The sequence below is a fragment of the Pseudomonas oryziphila genome (assembly GCF_003940825.1).
Taxonomy (GTDB): domain Bacteria; phylum Pseudomonadota; class Gammaproteobacteria; order Pseudomonadales; family Pseudomonadaceae; genus Aquipseudomonas; species Aquipseudomonas sichuanensis.
In genome coordinates this window covers 919,064-934,098 of record NZ_CP034338.1, presented here as the reverse complement: position 1 = coordinate 934,098, position 15,035 = coordinate 919,064, and the positions used below count along the sequence as shown (strand labels likewise).

Genomic DNA, 15,035 nt, shown 5'->3' with positions numbered 1-15,035 from the left:
TGCCCCACCCCGTAATTCAGTCGCAAATGCCAGGACGCCCGTGGACAGAGAACAACTCGAACGCCAGCAGATCCCCGTTTACTTCATCGCCGTGGTGCTGGCCGCCGCCGTCGGCCTGTTGGCGCCTGCGGCGTCTCGACCCCTGGAGCTGTTGGTGACCCCGGCCATCGCCGTGCTGATGTACGCGATGTTCCTGCAGATTCCCTTTCTCGACCTACGCGCCGGGCTTGGCAACCGGCGCTTCATGGGCGCACTGCTGCTGGCCAACTTCGTGCTGGTGCCGCTGCTGGTGTGGGCCGGTACCCGTGGCTTGGTCGACCACCCCGCCGTGCTGGTCGGCGCGCTGCTGGTGCTGCTGACACCCTGCATCGACTACGTGGTGGTGTTCACCCACCTGGGCAAGGGCGAGTCGCGCCTGACCCTGGCCGCCACGCCGGTGCTGTTGCTGGTGCAACTGGCGCTGCTGCCGTTGTACCTGGCGCTGATGCTCGGTGACGCCCAGCAGGTGGATATTTCTGTGGCGCCGTTCGTGGAAGCCTTCGTGCTGCTGATCGTGCTGCCGCTGTTGCTGGCCGTGGCCACCAGCAGCGGGGCCCGGCGCTCGCCGCTGATTGCGCGCTGGAACGACGCCTGGGCCTGGCTGCCGGTGCCGGCCATGGCGTTGGTGCTGATCGCAGTGATCGGTTCGCAGATTGGCGTGGTGGTCGAGCGGCTGGATGAGTTGCTGCCGGTGCTGCCGGTGTATGTCGGCTTTGCATTGCTGGCACCGGTGCTGGGGTGGGCGGCGGCGCGGCTGCTGCGGTTATCCACAGGCGAGGCGCGGGCGGTGACCTTCAGTGCCGCCACGCGAAATTCGTTGGTGGTGTTGCCGTTGGCGTTGGCGCTGCCGGAGCCGATCCGTGCGCTGGCGGCGGCGGCGGTGATTACCCAGACGCTGGTGGAGTTGGTCAGTGAGCTGATTTATATCCGCGTGGTGCCGGTGTTGGTGCGGCGGTAGGGCCAACAACTCTGCTCAATTCGAGGTCGCTGGGGCCGCTTCGCGCCCCTTTCGCGACACAAGGCCGCTCCTACAGGAGATCGCGGTCATCTGTAGGAGCGGCCTTGTGTCGCGAAAGGGCTGCGAAGCGGCCCCAGCGTTAGTAACCGTCAACTCAGTTGTAGCCGCCACTGCCCGTAATGACTGAAGCGCACACGGGCCAAGGGCGGTACATCAATGCGCTGAAAGGACGCCAACGGCGCCCCCAAGGCATGCAACATCGCGGCGCGGATGACAAAGGGATGGGTGATGGCGACCCACTCACCCTCGGCCAGGGCACTGTCCATCCACTGGGCGACGCGTTGGCACAGCGCGGCGATCGACTCGCCACCATGGGGCGCCGCCTGGGGGTCGATGAGCCACAGTTGCAGCGCCTGCTCGTCCAGTTGCTTGAGCGGCATGCCTTTCCAGCTGCCCAGATCGCAGTCGCGCAAACCTTCATCAACTGTCGCGGCCAGGCCCTCGGCAGTCTGCCGGGCGCGTAGCTCGGGTGCACTCAGGTAGCGGGCGGTTGTGGATAACTCGCCCAGCGGCCCTGGTGCTTCACGCAGGGGCTCGTCATCCAGGGCAAAGCGCCCTACCCGCTGCGCTTCGGTGCGGGCGTGGCAGATCAGGGTCAGGTGGGTGGGCTTCATGGCAGGCCGTTCTGGTCGCGGTGGAACCTGCGATGTTGCCTGAACGGTCGCGGGGCTGCTACGCAGCGCACAGCCGGGTGGCTTCGAGCTGGTCAAGGGCTTTGGCCAGCATGACTACGTCTTCGCACTTCTGCACCGCGAAGGCCAGCCCGCTGTTCAGTTCATCATCGTGTTCCACCGAGCTGTGCAGCAACGCACACGACGGCGCGACCCACAGCCGATCCCCCAGGCGCTCGTGGGCATGGCGCAGCACATCCAGCGCCTGCTCCAGCTCGCTGCGCCCAGCCTGGTGGCCGTCGACCACGCCCAGCGACAGCACCTTGTAGGCCGGCAGCCGGTCGAGAAGGGCCGGGAGCTGGTCCGGGGCGCGCACCAGGTCGACGTGCAGGCCATCGACCGGCAGGTTGGCGGCCAGACCGAGGTTGGCGTCCAGGCCACCGAAGTAGGTGGCGATCAGCTTTTTCAGCGGGGCGCGCTGGAGGATGTTGTAGGTTCGCTCGTAGGCGTTCTTCCAGTCCTGCGGCAGCTCCAGGGCCAGGATCGGCTCGTCGATTTGCACCCATTCCACACCCTGTGCCGCCAGGCGGTTCAAGACCTGGTCGTAGATCGGCAGCAGGCGGTCGAGCAGGTCCAGCTTGTCGAATTGCTCGCCCTTGGCCTTGCCCAGCCACAGGTAGGTCAGCGGGCCGATCACCACCGGCTTGACCGCATGGCCCAGGGCCTTGGCTTCTTCGACTTCCTCGAACAACTGCTCCCAGCTCAGGGCGAACTGCTGGTCGGCGGTGAATTCGGGGGCCAGGTAGTGCTCGTTGGTGTCGAACCACTGGGTCGCATCCTGGGCTACGGCGAACAGGGTTTGCAGCGTCGGCTTGGCACCGTCCTTGGCCTTGATCACGCCGAAGGTCAGCGAGTGGGTCAGCACCTGGTCACGCCAGGCAAAGTCGCCGACCGGCAGCAGCTCGATACCGGCAGCCTTCTGCGCCTGCCAATGCTCGGCGCGCAGGCCACGACCCACGGCACGCAGACCAGCCTCGTCCAGCTCGCCCTTGCAGAACGCCGCCTGGGCTTGCTTCAACTCAGGGTCGCGACCGATGCAGGAGAAACCCAGGTTGTGTGCCAGTGCCATGTTCGTGTCCCTAGATGCTTGAAATTGAATGTGGGCATTCTGCTGGGGCTGAAGAAGTGAGACAAACTCATAAAATTTGAGATGAAATCAAGATTTGCTCATGATCGAAAACTTCGCAGAGCCCCTTGTAGGAGCGGCCTTGTGTCGCGAAAGGGCCGCAAGAGGGTGTCAGAAATTTTGTGTTCGGGCATACCATGAGTAAGAGGTGCATGCATGCCAACCAAAAAGAAACCGCTTCGAGAGTTACCGAAGGTCCCGAAAGAGCTGCTTGAACAGTTTTCCGCAATCCCACTGATGACCGCAGAGGCTATCGAAGAGGCCTCTGCCGCCTTCAAGAAAGCGCTGATCGAGCGGGCCCTGAACGCCGAACTTGGCCATCACCTGGGCTATCCTCCGGGCGCGCAGCGCCCAGAGGATGAGACCAACCAGCGCAATGGCACGAGTGGCAAGACAGTGCTGACAGGCGATGGCCCGCTACGGCTGGATATCCCTCGGGACCGTGACGGCAGCTTCTCGCCCATTCTGATCCCCAAGCATGAGCGCCGTTACACCGGATTCGATGACAAAATCATCGCCATGTACGCCCGTGGAATGACGGTCAGAGAGATCCGGGCCTTCCTGTCCGAGCAGTATGGAACCGACGTTTCACCCGATTTCATCAGCTCTGTGACAGACGAGGTCATGGAAGAGATTGGCGCGTGGCAACAGCGGCCACTGGAGCCGATGTACCCGGTCATTTTCTTCGATGCACTGCGGGTGAAGATCCGCGAAGAAGGCCTGGTTCGCAACAAGGCCATTTACTTGGCCCTGGGCGTTCTCCCCGACGGTACGCGCGATATCCTGGGCATCTGGATCGAGAACACCGAGGGTGCGAAGTTTTGGATGAAGGTCTTTAACGATCTCAAGACGCGCGGTGTTGAAGATGTGCTGATTGCCGTGACCGATGGCCTCAAAGGTATGCCAGAGGCTCTCAGTGCCGTGTTTCCAGAGACGACGTTGCAAACGTGCATCGTGCACCTGATCCGCAACAGCCTCGACTACGCGGCCTGGGACAAGCGGCGGGCTCTGGCCAAGGAGCTGAAGCCGATTTACCAAGCCATCAATGCCGAAGCGGCTGAGCAAGCACTCGATGAGTTTGAGAACGGGCCGTGGGGCGAGAAATATCCGACGGTGGTGGCTGCTTGGCGACGGGCTTGGGATCGCGTGATTCCATTCTTTGTTTTCCCGCCCGCCATCCGAAAGGTGATCTATACCACCAACGCCATCGAGAGCATCAATGCCCAGCTACGCAAGGTCATCAAGACTCGCGGACATTTCCCGAATGATGATGCAGCGACCAAACTGATTTGGCTGGGATTGCGCAACATCACAGCCAATTGGGGAAAACCGGCCCATGACTGGAAAAGCGCGATGAATCAATTTGCGATTCTGTATGGAGATCGGTTCATCAGGCCAACCTGGTGAGAATCAGGGCCTGCCTAGCGGCAGGCCATTACCGGCCCGCACACAAAAAATCTGACAGTCCCGGCCGCAAAGCGGCCCCGGCGATCGTTGTGCCAACACAGAAATCCTGGGGCTGCTACGCAGCCCTTTCGCGACACAAGGCCGCTCCTACAAAGATCTGCGCGGTGTCGTGGAAGCCTGTGGATGTCTCAAACAACACACTCCCCCGCGCAACCAGACATGCCCAGCGCGCCAATCTGCTTCACACTGCCACCCTGCCCAAACCCGGTAGCCCGCACACCATGAGCCTGCTGAAAACGACCCTGGACGCCAACGCCTTCGCCTGCATCCTCGAGTTCGTCCCCAAGCCTTCCGCCGAGCGTTTCGCCACGCTGGACACCCTCATGGCCCGCACCCAGCTGTGCGGCTGGCCCCTGACCGTGGCCATCGGCGACCGCGTCGGCAGTGCCCTGGACATGTCGCCGCTGGACGCCTTCGCCAGCCTGGCCGAACCCGTCCCCGCCCTGCTGCACTTCTCGGGCAAGGACCGCGAACGCCGCGACCTGCTCGCCCAGCTGCAACGCATGGACGCCGCCGGCCTGGACCAGTTGCTGGTGCTCACCGGCGACCGCCTGCCCGGCCACACCCCAGGCCAGCGCCCGGTGCGCTACCTCGAGTCTGTCGCCGCGCTACAGATCGTGCGCCAGGCCCGCCCGCACTGGCTGTTGGCCGCCGCGCTCAACCCGTTCAAGTACCAGGAAGCCGAGGGCGGCGCGCAGTATTTCAAGGCCGAGAAGAAACTGGCCGCAGGTGCCGACCTGTTCATCCTGCAGCTGGGTTTCGACATCGAAAAACATCAGGAAGCCTACGACTGGATGCAGCGCCAGCCCCACCCGAAACCGCTGATGGCCTGCATCATGGCGCTGACCGAAGGCCGCGCCGGCATGCTCGATCACGTCGCCGGGGTGACCGTTACGCCGTCGATGCGCGCATTGCTGGCGGCAGAAACCGCGGTGTCCAAGCAATACGCCAAAGACCGCGCCAACCAGCGCCTGGCCTTGCAAGTGATCGGCCTGAAGTTGATGGGCTATGCCGGCGTGCACCTGTCCGGCATTCATGATGTCGCCCAGTTCGAAGCGCTGGAGCAGGCCATCACTGAACTGCAACCGCTGTTCACGACGCTCCAGGATTGGACGCCCGCCTGGCATGCGGCCTGGCAGGAGCCTGGCTTGCCAGCCGTGACCTTCCACCCGCCCGGGCATGCCTGGCGCCTGGGGCAACGGCAGATCACCGCGTCGAAAAAAGAGAAAGCCCGTTACCACCTGCTGGCAGCGATGCACCATCAACTGTTCAGCCGCACCACGCCGCTGAGCAAAGCCTTCGGCTGGGCCGTGTCCCGGCCGCTATGGCGCACCCCGGCGGCAGCGCAATGGCTGCACCAGCTGGAACGGCGCATCAAACGGCCGATGGTGGGCTGCGATACCTGCGGCAGTTGCCGGCTGGAGGACACCCTGTACATCTGCCCCGAGACCTGCCCCAAAGGGCTGGCGAACGGGCCATGCGGCGGGACCCGCCTGGACCGCTGCGAGTTTGGCGACCGCGAGTGCGTGCACAGTGCCAAGTACCGGCTGGCGGTGAGTGTGGGGCGGGACGAGGTGTTGCGCGAGCGGTTGATCCCCTGTGTGCAGGTGCAGGACCGACATCGCAGTTCGTGGCCGGTGTGGTTCGAGGCTACTACCTTGAGGTCTCCCTCCCAACTGCCTGACGTCGCTCCAGAGTTCAACGAGTAATGCGCCTCTGCCACGCCCGTCGGTAATCTCACCGGCCCCCTTGCTCCGCAGGCAGCATTGGCTCATTGTACAGACCAATGTCATTACAAATGAGGCCAAAACCATGGCGTCCATCAATGTGCGGATCGACGACGACCTCAAGGTGCGTGCCTACCGTGAACTGGAAAAGCTGGGCGTAACCCCTTCCGAACTGATGCGCCAGGCGTTGCAGTATGTCGCTGAGCGTGGGCAACTGCCTTTCAAGCCTGTGTTGTTGACCGAAGACGACGAAGCCTTGCTCGCCACCGTGCGCGAACGTCTGGCCGCCCCTCAGAGGGTGAAGGTAACGCTGGATGACCTATAACCTCGAATTCGATGCGCGCGCACTTAAGGAATGGCAGAAACTCGGCGACACCCTTCGACAACAGTTCAAGAAGAAACTGGCAACGATATTGCTCAATCCAAGGGTTGAAGCGAACCGCCTGCACGGCTTCCCGGACTGCTACAAGATCAAGTTGCGAAGCAGTGGCTATCGATTGGTCTACCAAGTCATCGACCATGAGGTCGTAGTGTTCGTGATCAGCGTGGATAAACGGGAGCGAGACCAGGTTTACCGCAAGGCGGCGGAGCGATTGAGCGAGTGACTCAAGCCGCTGAACCCGGATCGATATCAGCGCACGATATGTACCTGTAAACCTGCTTTTTAGCTGTAAACCATCGGCACTTACAGCTCAAAAAAACACTTAACAGGATCGCCCTGCCTTCAGGCCAATTCAGCGGCATCCATCGCCATAGAGATCTCGCGCCCCGTCCACTCCCCTCCCCGTTCTGAAACAACCAACAGCCGATTGCCAGCACCTGAAGCAGCCGCGACAGACCGCCCCTGCTCATCCCAGAACGCGCTACGCCCAGCCGCAGCCCAGCCTCCAGTAATGCCGCCATGGTTGGCCATGAGCACCACCATGGCATGCCGCTGTGCATAACTTTGCAACAAAGCGCTATCCGCTGGATAACCCGTTTCGCCAATGAGCACGCCGGTCGCGTACACCTGCGCGCCACGCTGCGCCGCATGAGCGGCATGCTCGGGATGGGTGAAATCGGCGCACACCGACAAGGCCACGGGCACGCCGGCGACAGACAGCAACTCGCCCCCGCTCCCCGCGCCGAAGAACACGTCTTCGCCGGTATGCAGATGTTGCTTGGTGTAGGCGGTAATCGAGCCATCCGGGTGGAGGATGCACGCCGCGATGCGGGGCTTGTCCTGGCCCGGCACCTTGAGCGGCATGCCGACCACCGTGGTCATGCCCGCCTCTTGGGCGAACTGGCGCAGCGGCGCCAGCAGTGGCGTGTCCAGGCCCTGGGCCAGGGCACTGGCCGTCTTGAGTGCGTAGCCGGTGAGGGACAGCTCGGGGAAGAGCAGCAGCGTTACGCCGTGCTTATGGGCGTGGCGCATGAAAGCCAGGTGCAAGGCCAGGTTGGCGGTGATATCGCCATCGCGAATGGCGCACTGGGCGGCGGCGAAAATGGCTTGCGGCATGGGCGTCTCCTGGCAAGGTAGGCAGACTCTGCGCAACCGTTATCCAGAAGACAACCCCCGGCCTGGTAAACCCGCCTCTAAGGATAAAAGTCATCTAACCGCTGATGGGCAATCGACCAAGGCAGGCGTCGTGCATTCGCCCGCATCCGACGATAAGCCTCATGGGCCTGATCGACAGTGATGACAGCGTTTCGAACAAGCTCCTCGACCACCCAGAGCGTGCCTTTCACCTCGACAGCTTCTTGCACGGCCGCTTTGCGCAGCGCTTCGTCCCCGGATAACAGCGGACACTTTTCCTGCCTTGCCAGCGCCAACGCGAAGCAGTCGTTGCGGCCAGGCCCGCTGACTCGGCCTATCAGTTCCATGGCATACAGCAGGGTGGATGGGCTCAGCTAAGCCAGCTCAAGCCCCAGGCGCAACAGATGGGCATGCTGCGCTTCGAGCTCATCGAAATAGAGGATGTCCGGCACTGTGAACTGGTAAGGCAGCGTGAAGAGTTGAGCCAGTAGCTCGCCCTCTTCAAGGTCGATCAGGATGTTGGCATCACTGATGAGTAGCTGCATCCAGTAACTCCAGTTTGCGCGCCTGGTGGAACTGGTACACCGTCATGCCCAGCAGCTCCGCCGCCTTGGACTCGCCGATAATCCCCTCCCCCAGCGCGCGGTAGACCAGTTGCTGGAACAGCCGCGTGGTTTCTGGCCGGTACGCCGCACCAGGCTCCTGTTTGCGCCAGCCCTGTTTGGCGAACACCAGGAACAACCGCTCGCGCACGGCGTGCGGGATGATCTCCAGGTCCCCAGCGCGGTACAGGCAACCCTGCATGCTGAGGCCATATTCAGCCTTGAGCAGGTACAACTCGCGAACCTCCAGCCTGTGGCGGGTATCGCCCAGATGCTGCCGCATGGCGCTGGCAGGCACCAGCAATGCCGAGGCAAAACGGTTACAGGCCTTTTCCTCATCCAGCGCTTCGGCCAACCGACCGTGCATCAACAGGTGGCCAAGTTCGTGGGCCAGGGTGAAGCGCTGACGATCGCCCGGCCAGTCCGCCGACACCACAATGACCGGCTGCCCAGCCACGCTGGCCTGCAAACCGTCGAACTTCGCCTGTGCATCGACCTGGGTGATGATCACCAGAATCCCGTGTGTCTCCAGCACGTCGATCAAGTCTGGGATGGGGCTCGAACCGAGGCCCCACAGCTGCCGCACCTGGTCGGCCAGGCTGTCGACCGCCTGCAGTGAGGCAACCTCATCAGGCAGGCCTGCCGGCACGCTGAACGACTGCACGGGATAGGCCGGCCATAGGTTGATCAGCTCTTGCCAGCGCTCCGCCTGATCCAGCACATCGGCCTCGATGCGTTTCAGGATTGCCTTGGGGGTGCTGCAACGCTTGCGATACTCGACCCCCGCCAGCTCGACCTTGGCCGGGCGGAAGAAATACTCGGCGCGCACCGACAGCGCCTTGCACAAACGCACGAGCACGCCGGAGCTGGGCATGCTCTGGTCATGTTCGTACTTTTTGATCATGTTGGCGCTCACGCCAACCAGATCGCCTAGCGCCTGCATCGACAGGCCAGCAGCAGCGCGGGCACGTTTGAGCCGCTCGCCGATCATCGGCTGTCTCCCTCGGTTTACGAATACTAAAAATATTCGAGAAATATAAACCCGATAAGCCTGACCGTCGAGGCATGGGCGACGGCCGTACTGGCCGCAGCCAGGGATCGCGCGACCGGCCGCTGGTTCATATGCGCCTGCAAAGCCTGTATAAAGCGCCCGCGACCTGCGATCCCGACGTCTGCAAAAAGGAACCCCCTCCATGCTTCGGCTCTCGATGCCAGCCCTGCTCCTGGCGCTTGCCGGCTGTGCCACCAAGCCCCCCGCCAACCCCGACAACCTCTGCGAGATCTTCCGCGAGAAGCCGAAATGGCACGAGGCGGCGCTGAAGATGCAGGCGCGCTGGGGTGCGCCGGTGCAGGTGCCGATGGCGATGATGTACCAGGAATCCTCGTTCAAGCACGACGCCCTGCCGCCGCGTTATTACTTCCTCGGCATCATCCCCTGGGGCCGGGTCAGCACCGCCTACGGCTACGCCCAGGCCAAGGACGAGACCTGGGCCGACTACAAGCGCGAAGCCGGCGGCTGGGGCGCCAGCCGCGACGACTTCGCCGACGCCGTCGACTTCATGGGCTGGTACATGCAGAAGAGCCAGCGGGTGAATGGCGTGTCCAAGTGGGACGCCTACGGCCAGTACCTGAATTACCACGAAGGCTGGGGCGGCTACCGCAACCGCAGCTATGACGCCAAGCCCTGGTTGCTGAACGTCTCGCAGAAGGTTCAGGCGCGGGCGGAGGTGTTTGGGGCGCAGTATCGCAGCTGTGAGCAGGAGCTTTCGCGGGGTGGGTGGTTTTGATGGGGCCAGCCGATAAAGGCCACGCGAGAGGGCCGCAAAGCGGCCCCTGTGACGCGTAGCATCAGCCGTTCATATCCCCTCTTCTCTCATCGCCTCCAGCTTGCCGACCTGCTCGCTGGCCAACCGGCTGATGATCCGGATTGCCTGGTGGATCCCCGCCGTGTTGCGGAAGCTCAGTTGCGGGTTGTGTTCGCATTCCAGCATTTCGTCGTGCTGGACCAGGGCTTCGCCTAGCAGTTCGAGGGTCCAGGCGTAGCTTTGGATGGTGGACAGGCGCTCGTGGTCAGTCATGGGGCACCTCACGGGTGGCGAGGGACTGGCTGTCGATTGGGTAGAAGGTTGGGGATGGAGTGGCCGCGGGGGTTGGGCGGCGGAGAGCGGATGCGAGGATCCTGTACAGACGTGTGAAAGTCATGCATGAGACTCCAAGTTAGGTTGGAACCACCACGCACTGTCGCCAAACAATGGGTGGCAGCTGTACGCAGGTTGGCGAACCGGGAACTTGGAACCCGGCAGACCCGAAGGTCTCCCGCGCACAGCCACCATGGCACGAGGCTGCAGGCACAAAAAAAGCGCCTGCAATCGTGTGGGGCGCTGCTGCGCCAAGTTTACCCGGGTCGCCAAACCCGGTCGCGGAATTTGCCGCGACTGGAGGGGAATTTATTCTCTGGGGCTTGCTAGGGCAAGGTTCTTGGGACTAGGAAATGGCTTGGAAAAGCGTAGGAAATGGCTTGCGAAAAGGTGCCGGGAGGCGACGGTACATGGGTTAGCCGACCGGGGTGAAAGGAACCGGCACACGGGAGATGTCCCACTTACTGTCGCCATGATGGGGGCGTGCTCGATATGGATGAGTGGTGAGGGTGGCAGCTTTACGCAGATTGACGAAGCGGGGAAAAGATAACCCGGCAGACCAGATGGTCTCTTATGTACGCTGCCTTATCACAGCTGAATCGGTCCCGCTTCACACCCGGTCCAGATACCTGACGCAGCCATGGGACAGTACTCTTTCCGGATAACTGATACCCAGCGGTGGGTCTTAAATGTTGATGATGAGTAGAGCAGCTGGAGAAACACCGGTTTCTAGCTTCCAATTCAAGCAAAAAACTATGCTTTAGGCGCTATTTGCGCACCGAATGCTATCCTCAAGGCTACCTTGATTTCATCTGTGTCGCTCCGTTCAGCCCAAAAATCAAACCCATATAAAAATTTTAAAGGTTTTAAATGGACGAAAAAGGCCTGAAAATCACTCGAAATTTGAAAGTTGGCGCTCTGGATGCGGAAGGAGACGCCGAACTACTTAACCGATGCTTCGTCGACAACGGTTATTTGAATAGGCTGATGGACGTAGACTCTCCAGAGTCAATCATTCTGGGGCGTACTGGATCAGGAAAAAGCGCTTTACTTTATAAAATTCAGTCCACGGCTCAGAAAGTTGTCAAGCTTGACCCCAACGATGTCTCTGTTCGCTTTCTAGAATACTCAGATATTATTCAGTTTTTTTGCGCGCTAAATATAAATCTTGATCTTTTTTATAGACTTCTATGGCGCCATGTACTTACCATTGAGTTCCTGAAGCTCAGATATGATATTAGAAATGAGCTTCAAAGCAAAAGCTTTATTGACAGCCTAGTCAGCACGTTCAACAGGGATGCAACCAAAAAAAAGGCACTAGAGTACTTTGGCGAATGGGGAGACCGCTTCTGGTTAGACACCGATGAGCAGCTTCGGATAATAACTAACAAGCTAGAAACTGACACTAAAAACTCTATCGGCGCAAAATATTCCGGTATAGCTCTTTCGCTAGAGGGGGCAAAAAAGCTATCTGATGAAGACAGAGTTGAAATAAAACAACGCGCAAGCCTTGTAGTCAATGGCTTACAGATACGTAAGCTTAATGAAGTTCTAGATCTATTGGCTGAGCATTCGTTTGACGACCCTCAGAAAAGATTTTACATTCTAATTGACCAGCTAGATGAAGAATGGGCCAGCACGGAAACCAGGGTTCGCTTCATCCGAGCCCTGATAGAGGAAATCAAAACATTCCGGAGAGTTCGCCAGACCAAAATTATTGCCGCGCTGCGGAAGGATTTACTGGTCCTGGTATTTGACATGACCCGAGATTCGGGCTTCCAGGAGGAGAAATATGAATCATACCTCCTTGAGCTGAGATGGTCACCAGAGGAACTGGCACGACTAATAGAGCTACGCATTAATGAAGTATTTAAAAGCCAGTACACGAAACAACTAGTACAGTTTGATGATGTATTTCCTAAGCCCCGCAAAGGAGGAGGACAAACCGCAATGGAATTTATCATTGAGCGCACATTACGTCGGCCACGCGACATTCTACAATTTGTGAACGAGAGCTTTGTTATTGCTGCTGATCGCGAGCGCATTTCTTGGAGATCCCTGTTTGCGGCTGAAGCGCAATACTCAGAAAAACGGTTAAAATCTCTGAAGGAAGAATGGAGTGAGGTTTATCCATCCTTTGAAGACACGGTGGAAATTCTCCGTGGCTTAAAAGCTACTTTCACTCGCTCGATGATCAAGGACGCGAGATTGGAAGATGTCATGCTGACACTCTACAACAATGACACCTCTGACCCATGCGTAGTGACTGTTAAAAAATACTATGACAGCCAAGGAATTAAAGAGTCTGAAGTCCTATCAAGCCTGCTCTCCTGCCTATATAGGGTAGGCGCTATCGGGGCGAAAACCGGGGCAATGGAGACATATATCTGGTCCTACGTTGACCAAGCTTCAGTTACCAAGGGTGAAGTCAAACGAGTTGAGCACATGAAAATTCACAAAATGCTTTATCGCGCCCTTGATGTCATCACTGAGCAAAAAGAGATATTTGAGACTGAAGACCTAGACTGACGATAATTACGAGTCGACCTTGCACTCGATGTAGTCCGCCAAGGTGGCAGGCTCCCCTCGATTCGGGCAGATCTCAAGCTCTCTAGGGTATGGAGCTGAAAGAAAACCTGCGGTGTAGTGTCCTCCTCAAGCCTCATCCTGCGCAGGAATTCAAGCTCGCTCAGCACGTCTACCAAAGGCGAGTCGAAGGACGGGTTCAGCAACTGGAGATCATGGTGGGCAAATCCGGCCATCTGAAAATTATCTCTGAGCGGCAAAAGCATTATCTTGAAAAATTTCGCACAAACGCCCGTAAATGCTGGGCAAAAGCCAATCATCAGATAAGCACTATCTCAAAAGCCATGCAACCGTAAGTGGAATGTGGCTAACCACTAACTCGAACCCAGCCATAGGATGGAGCTGGCCTGATCAGCTGGAAACGATAGGGACGGAGACAAAAAAGCCCGCAAAGTGCGGGCTTTTTTGGAGAAGGCCAACAGCGTGGGACGCTGTATCAGACCTACTGAATGGTGCCGGAGACAGGAATCGAATGACACCCATATCACCCAATGGTTACGGCGATCAGCTGATTAGTTATCTCAGCCGTATCCCTAAATGTATCCCTATTCACAAATCCACCCCCTTCGATGAGCAATCGCCATAGGCACGTCGCCCCCCATCAACGGATCTTGATCGTGCTTCGCAATATGCGACCTCCAGGTGCGTGGGCGGCAAGCATGGCCTCTACCCGCCACGCCTGCTCTTCGCTGATTTTGGGCCCAAGCACTACCTCGATCTCGGCTAGACACGAAGGATCTAACGGCAGGTCTACCCATTTTTCCCTGACCGGATACTGCTTAAGGTCGTAAAAAGGATGCGAGAGGGGGATCGGGCTCCTTCAGCTGGACTTCGAAAGGTGCTGCGATGACTTTGAATCGCCATTCCTCCTCGTAGGACCAGTGGGTGTTCTTCACCATACCCAAATCGTGTAATTGAACAGACCAGGTTCCACGGTCGGCCAACAGGCAGGATCCGTTTCTGTACGGAAGTTCATCCGTGTAATAGATCTTGTTAGGACCGAAGACCATCGAAGAGGAAGAGTGCCAAGAGTCACCTTCTCGTGTCAGCGAGACCCGCCCATCAAAAGTCTGCATGGCCCCACCCTTCTCGTACACAGTGGGCGCACGCCGCCCGCGAAAAGGGTTGATAGGGAGTGCGATCCGAACACCGGCCAGGCCGGTGTACATACTCCACATTGGCAGCGACTCTTTGGTCTGAGCCGTCCAAGAGGATGTGAAAACCAGCGTAGAAGCTAAGGGAAGATCCTCGGCCATCGCCTCCTCGGGATCGTTCACCCCATCGAGGCGGGCGAAGCGGAGTGTCTGATTGGCCAGAATGAGCCCCAAGGTGTCTACGGAGGTGTAGTGATACAACCTCTCGGGCAGTCTTTCGATCCCCATTACCTCATACATAAAGTCGTCGGTGTAGAACATAGCGCCTCGTGAGTTCTGACCTTCAGAGACGGGAGACTAAAGGGATGCCGGGATAAAGGAAACGTTCCGATGCGAAAGCGTTGGGGCACCTAGGCGGGATCAGTAGCAGAGGAAGAGTCTGAAGGGTTGTTGTTCGTGGGCGTCAGCCCACTGCTGAGGTATGGCTGTACCAATCTTTACAGAAACGGTAAGGGTCGCAAGTCATGATCAGGAAAACACACATTTCACCTGGTTCACCTTGGTCAACCAGTTCACTAAGCTGGCAGATGTTCCGCTAACAAAACGCCGCGGGTTTCCTGCCCCGTGTCATGTCGTTCTCCTCAGGGTCCCCCGGCAAAGCCCACACGATTTGCAGCGCGTAACCGACGCTCGCTGAAGGTTTTATTGATGGCTGGGCGCGGGTTAGACATGTAGCAGAGCTGGCGTAAGGTTTCAGGTGTATCAGGTGTTTCGCAATTGCAACCAGTTGATTTATATAGATTTTTAAAAATCGGAGCGATGCCAAATTATGTGTGACAACTAAACGGGGGTGTGTAACGGTGTTACGAAGTCGTTCTTAGTATTGACATTTGCGCAGCTTGTCGAGGCCGGCGTTGCCACCATTTAAGAAGGTTCCGGTGACGTTTCAATAAGGGCAATAACGGGCCTAGGCTAGCTAGCCGTGAGTTGATTTTTACAGCACTTTTATTCCATAAATGGGCCATCAATTACACATTCCCCAATCAGGAGT

At 58.8% G+C, this 15,035-nt stretch carries 13 protein-coding genes and 2 pseudogenes; 7 read left to right on the top strand and 8 right to left on the bottom strand.

The window, feature by feature from the left end:
* The first annotated feature begins 40 nt into the window (after window positions 1-40).
* Window positions 41-997 carry an arsenic resistance protein gene (locus EJA05_RS04450; RefSeq protein ID WP_125857467.1) on the top strand — a complete coding sequence of 319 codons (957 nt, stop codon included), beginning with the start codon at window positions 41-43 and terminating at the stop codon, window positions 995-997.
* Window positions 998-1,146: 149 nt separating this feature from the next.
* Here EJA05_RS04450 and EJA05_RS04445 read toward each other — a convergent pair whose 3' ends face one another.
* Window positions 1,147-1,494 carry a histidine phosphatase family protein gene (locus EJA05_RS04445; RefSeq protein ID WP_407692094.1) on the bottom strand — a complete coding sequence of 116 codons (348 nt, stop codon included), beginning with the start codon at window positions 1,492-1,494 and terminating at the stop codon, window positions 1,147-1,149.
* A 108-nt stretch (window positions 1,495-1,602) separates the two neighbouring features.
* Window positions 1,603-2,797: pseudogene (locus EJA05_RS04440) on the bottom strand (5-methyltetrahydropteroyltriglutamate--homocysteine S-methyltransferase); the annotation flags it as partial.
* Window positions 2,798-3,010: 213 nt separating this feature from the next.
* Between EJA05_RS04440 and EJA05_RS04435 the strand changes: the two are divergent.
* From EJA05_RS04435 to EJA05_RS04420, 4 genes are all read left to right on the top strand, one after another.
* The gene (locus EJA05_RS04435) at window positions 3,011-4,261 is read left to right on the top strand and encodes an IS256 family transposase (protein ID WP_125857465.1); all 1,251 of its coding nucleotides are present in this window, start codon (window positions 3,011-3,013) and stop codon (window positions 4,259-4,261) included.
* 281 nt (window positions 4,262-4,542) lie between these two features.
* On the top strand, window positions 4,543-6,030 hold the full coding sequence (locus EJA05_RS04430) for a methylenetetrahydrofolate reductase C-terminal domain-containing protein (RefSeq protein WP_125857464.1): 1,488 nt from the start codon (window positions 4,543-4,545) through the stop codon (window positions 6,028-6,030).
* 103 nt (window positions 6,031-6,133) lie between these two features.
* A complete protein-coding gene (locus EJA05_RS04425) occupies window positions 6,134-6,373 on the top strand; it encodes a type II toxin-antitoxin system RelB/DinJ family antitoxin (RefSeq protein ID WP_125462610.1) in 240 nt (79 codons plus the stop codon).
* Window positions 6,363-6,653 (top strand): type II toxin-antitoxin system RelE family toxin, encoded by a 291-nt coding sequence (locus tag EJA05_RS04420; protein WP_125857463.1) that lies wholly within the window; start codon window positions 6,363-6,365, stop codon window positions 6,651-6,653. The genes EJA05_RS04425 and EJA05_RS04420 overlap by 11 nt, the downstream gene beginning before the upstream one ends.
* Before the next feature lie 119 nt (window positions 6,654-6,772).
* On the opposite strand, the gene EJA05_RS04415 is transcribed toward EJA05_RS04420, so the two are convergent.
* The 3 genes from EJA05_RS04415 to EJA05_RS04405 all read right to left on the bottom strand — a co-directional run bounded on the left by EJA05_RS04415 (window position 6,773) and on the right by EJA05_RS04405 (window position 9,157).
* The gene (locus EJA05_RS04415) at window positions 6,773-7,546 is read right to left on the bottom strand and encodes a carbon-nitrogen hydrolase family protein (protein WP_125857462.1); all 774 of its coding nucleotides are present in this window, start codon (window positions 7,544-7,546) and stop codon (window positions 6,773-6,775) included.
* Between the two features lie 392 nt (window positions 7,547-7,938).
* Window positions 7,939-8,109, bottom strand: a complete 171-nt coding sequence (locus EJA05_RS28340; RefSeq protein ID WP_223811888.1) for a PIN domain-containing protein — start codon at window positions 8,107-8,109, stop codon at window positions 7,939-7,941.
* Entirely contained in the window at window positions 8,090-9,157 is a 1,068-nt protein-coding gene (locus EJA05_RS04405) for a helix-turn-helix domain-containing protein (RefSeq protein WP_125857461.1), read from the bottom strand. The genes EJA05_RS28340 and EJA05_RS04405 overlap by 20 nt, the downstream gene beginning before the upstream one ends.
* 202 nt (window positions 9,158-9,359) lie before the next feature.
* On the opposite strand from EJA05_RS04405, the gene EJA05_RS04400 reads away from it, so the two are divergent.
* Window positions 9,360-9,953, top strand: coding sequence for a transglycosylase SLT domain-containing protein (locus EJA05_RS04400; protein ID WP_125857460.1), 594 nt, complete (start codon window positions 9,360-9,362; stop codon window positions 9,951-9,953).
* 69 nt (window positions 9,954-10,022) lie between these two features.
* Here EJA05_RS04400 and EJA05_RS04395 read toward each other — a convergent pair whose 3' ends face one another.
* Complete coding sequence (locus tag EJA05_RS04395; protein WP_125857459.1) at window positions 10,023-10,244, bottom strand: hypothetical protein; 222 nt, start codon at window positions 10,242-10,244, stop codon at window positions 10,023-10,025.
* Between the two features lie 930 nt (window positions 10,245-11,174).
* Here EJA05_RS04395 and EJA05_RS04390 point away from each other — a divergent pair.
* Window positions 11,175-12,833, top strand: a complete 1,659-nt coding sequence (locus EJA05_RS04390; protein WP_125857458.1) for a P-loop ATPase, Sll1717 family — start codon at window positions 11,175-11,177, stop codon at window positions 12,831-12,833.
* A gap of 12 nt (window positions 12,834-12,845) precedes the next feature.
* Here EJA05_RS04390 and EJA05_RS28335 read toward each other — a convergent pair.
* Both EJA05_RS28335 and EJA05_RS04380 read right to left on the bottom strand, forming a co-directional pair.
* Window positions 12,846-13,009: pseudogene (locus EJA05_RS28335) on the bottom strand (Fic family protein); the annotation flags it as partial.
* Window positions 13,010-13,669: 660 nt separating this feature from the next.
* On the bottom strand, window positions 13,670-14,305 hold the full coding sequence (locus tag EJA05_RS04380) for a DUF2971 domain-containing protein (protein WP_125857457.1): 636 nt from the start codon (window positions 14,303-14,305) through the stop codon (window positions 13,670-13,672).
* Window positions 14,306-15,035 lie beyond the last annotated feature (730 nt).

Coding starts and splice junctions, on each gene's coding strand:
- EJA05_RS04435 (WP_125857465.1), top strand. CDS start 3,011: ATGCCAACCAAAAAGAAACCGCTTCGAGAGTTACCGAAGGTCCCGAAA.
- EJA05_RS04430 (WP_125857464.1), top strand. CDS start 4,543: ATGAGCCTGCTGAAAACGACCCTGGACGCCAACGCCTTCGCCTGCATC.
- EJA05_RS04425 (WP_125462610.1), top strand. CDS start 6,134: ATGGCGTCCATCAATGTGCGGATCGACGACGACCTCAAGGTGCGTGCC.
- EJA05_RS04420 (WP_125857463.1), top strand. CDS start 6,363: ATGACCTATAACCTCGAATTCGATGCGCGCGCACTTAAGGAATGGCAG.
- EJA05_RS04415 (WP_125857462.1), bottom strand. CDS start 7,546: ATGCCGCAAGCCATTTTCGCCGCCGCCCAGTGCGCCATTCGCGATGGC.
- EJA05_RS28340 (WP_223811888.1), bottom strand. CDS start 8,109: ATGCAGCTACTCATCAGTGATGCCAACATCCTGATCGACCTTGAAGAG.
- EJA05_RS04405 (WP_125857461.1), bottom strand. CDS start 9,157: ATGATCGGCGAGCGGCTCAAACGTGCCCGCGCTGCTGCTGGCCTGTCG.
- EJA05_RS04400 (WP_125857460.1), top strand. CDS start 9,360: ATGCTTCGGCTCTCGATGCCAGCCCTGCTCCTGGCGCTTGCCGGCTGT.
- EJA05_RS04395 (WP_125857459.1), bottom strand. CDS start 10,244: ATGACTGACCACGAGCGCCTGTCCACCATCCAAAGCTACGCCTGGACC.
- EJA05_RS04390 (WP_125857458.1), top strand. CDS start 11,175: ATGGACGAAAAAGGCCTGAAAATCACTCGAAATTTGAAAGTTGGCGCT.
- EJA05_RS04380 (WP_125857457.1), bottom strand. CDS start 14,305: ATGTTCTACACCGACGACTTTATGTATGAGGTAATGGGGATCGAAAGA.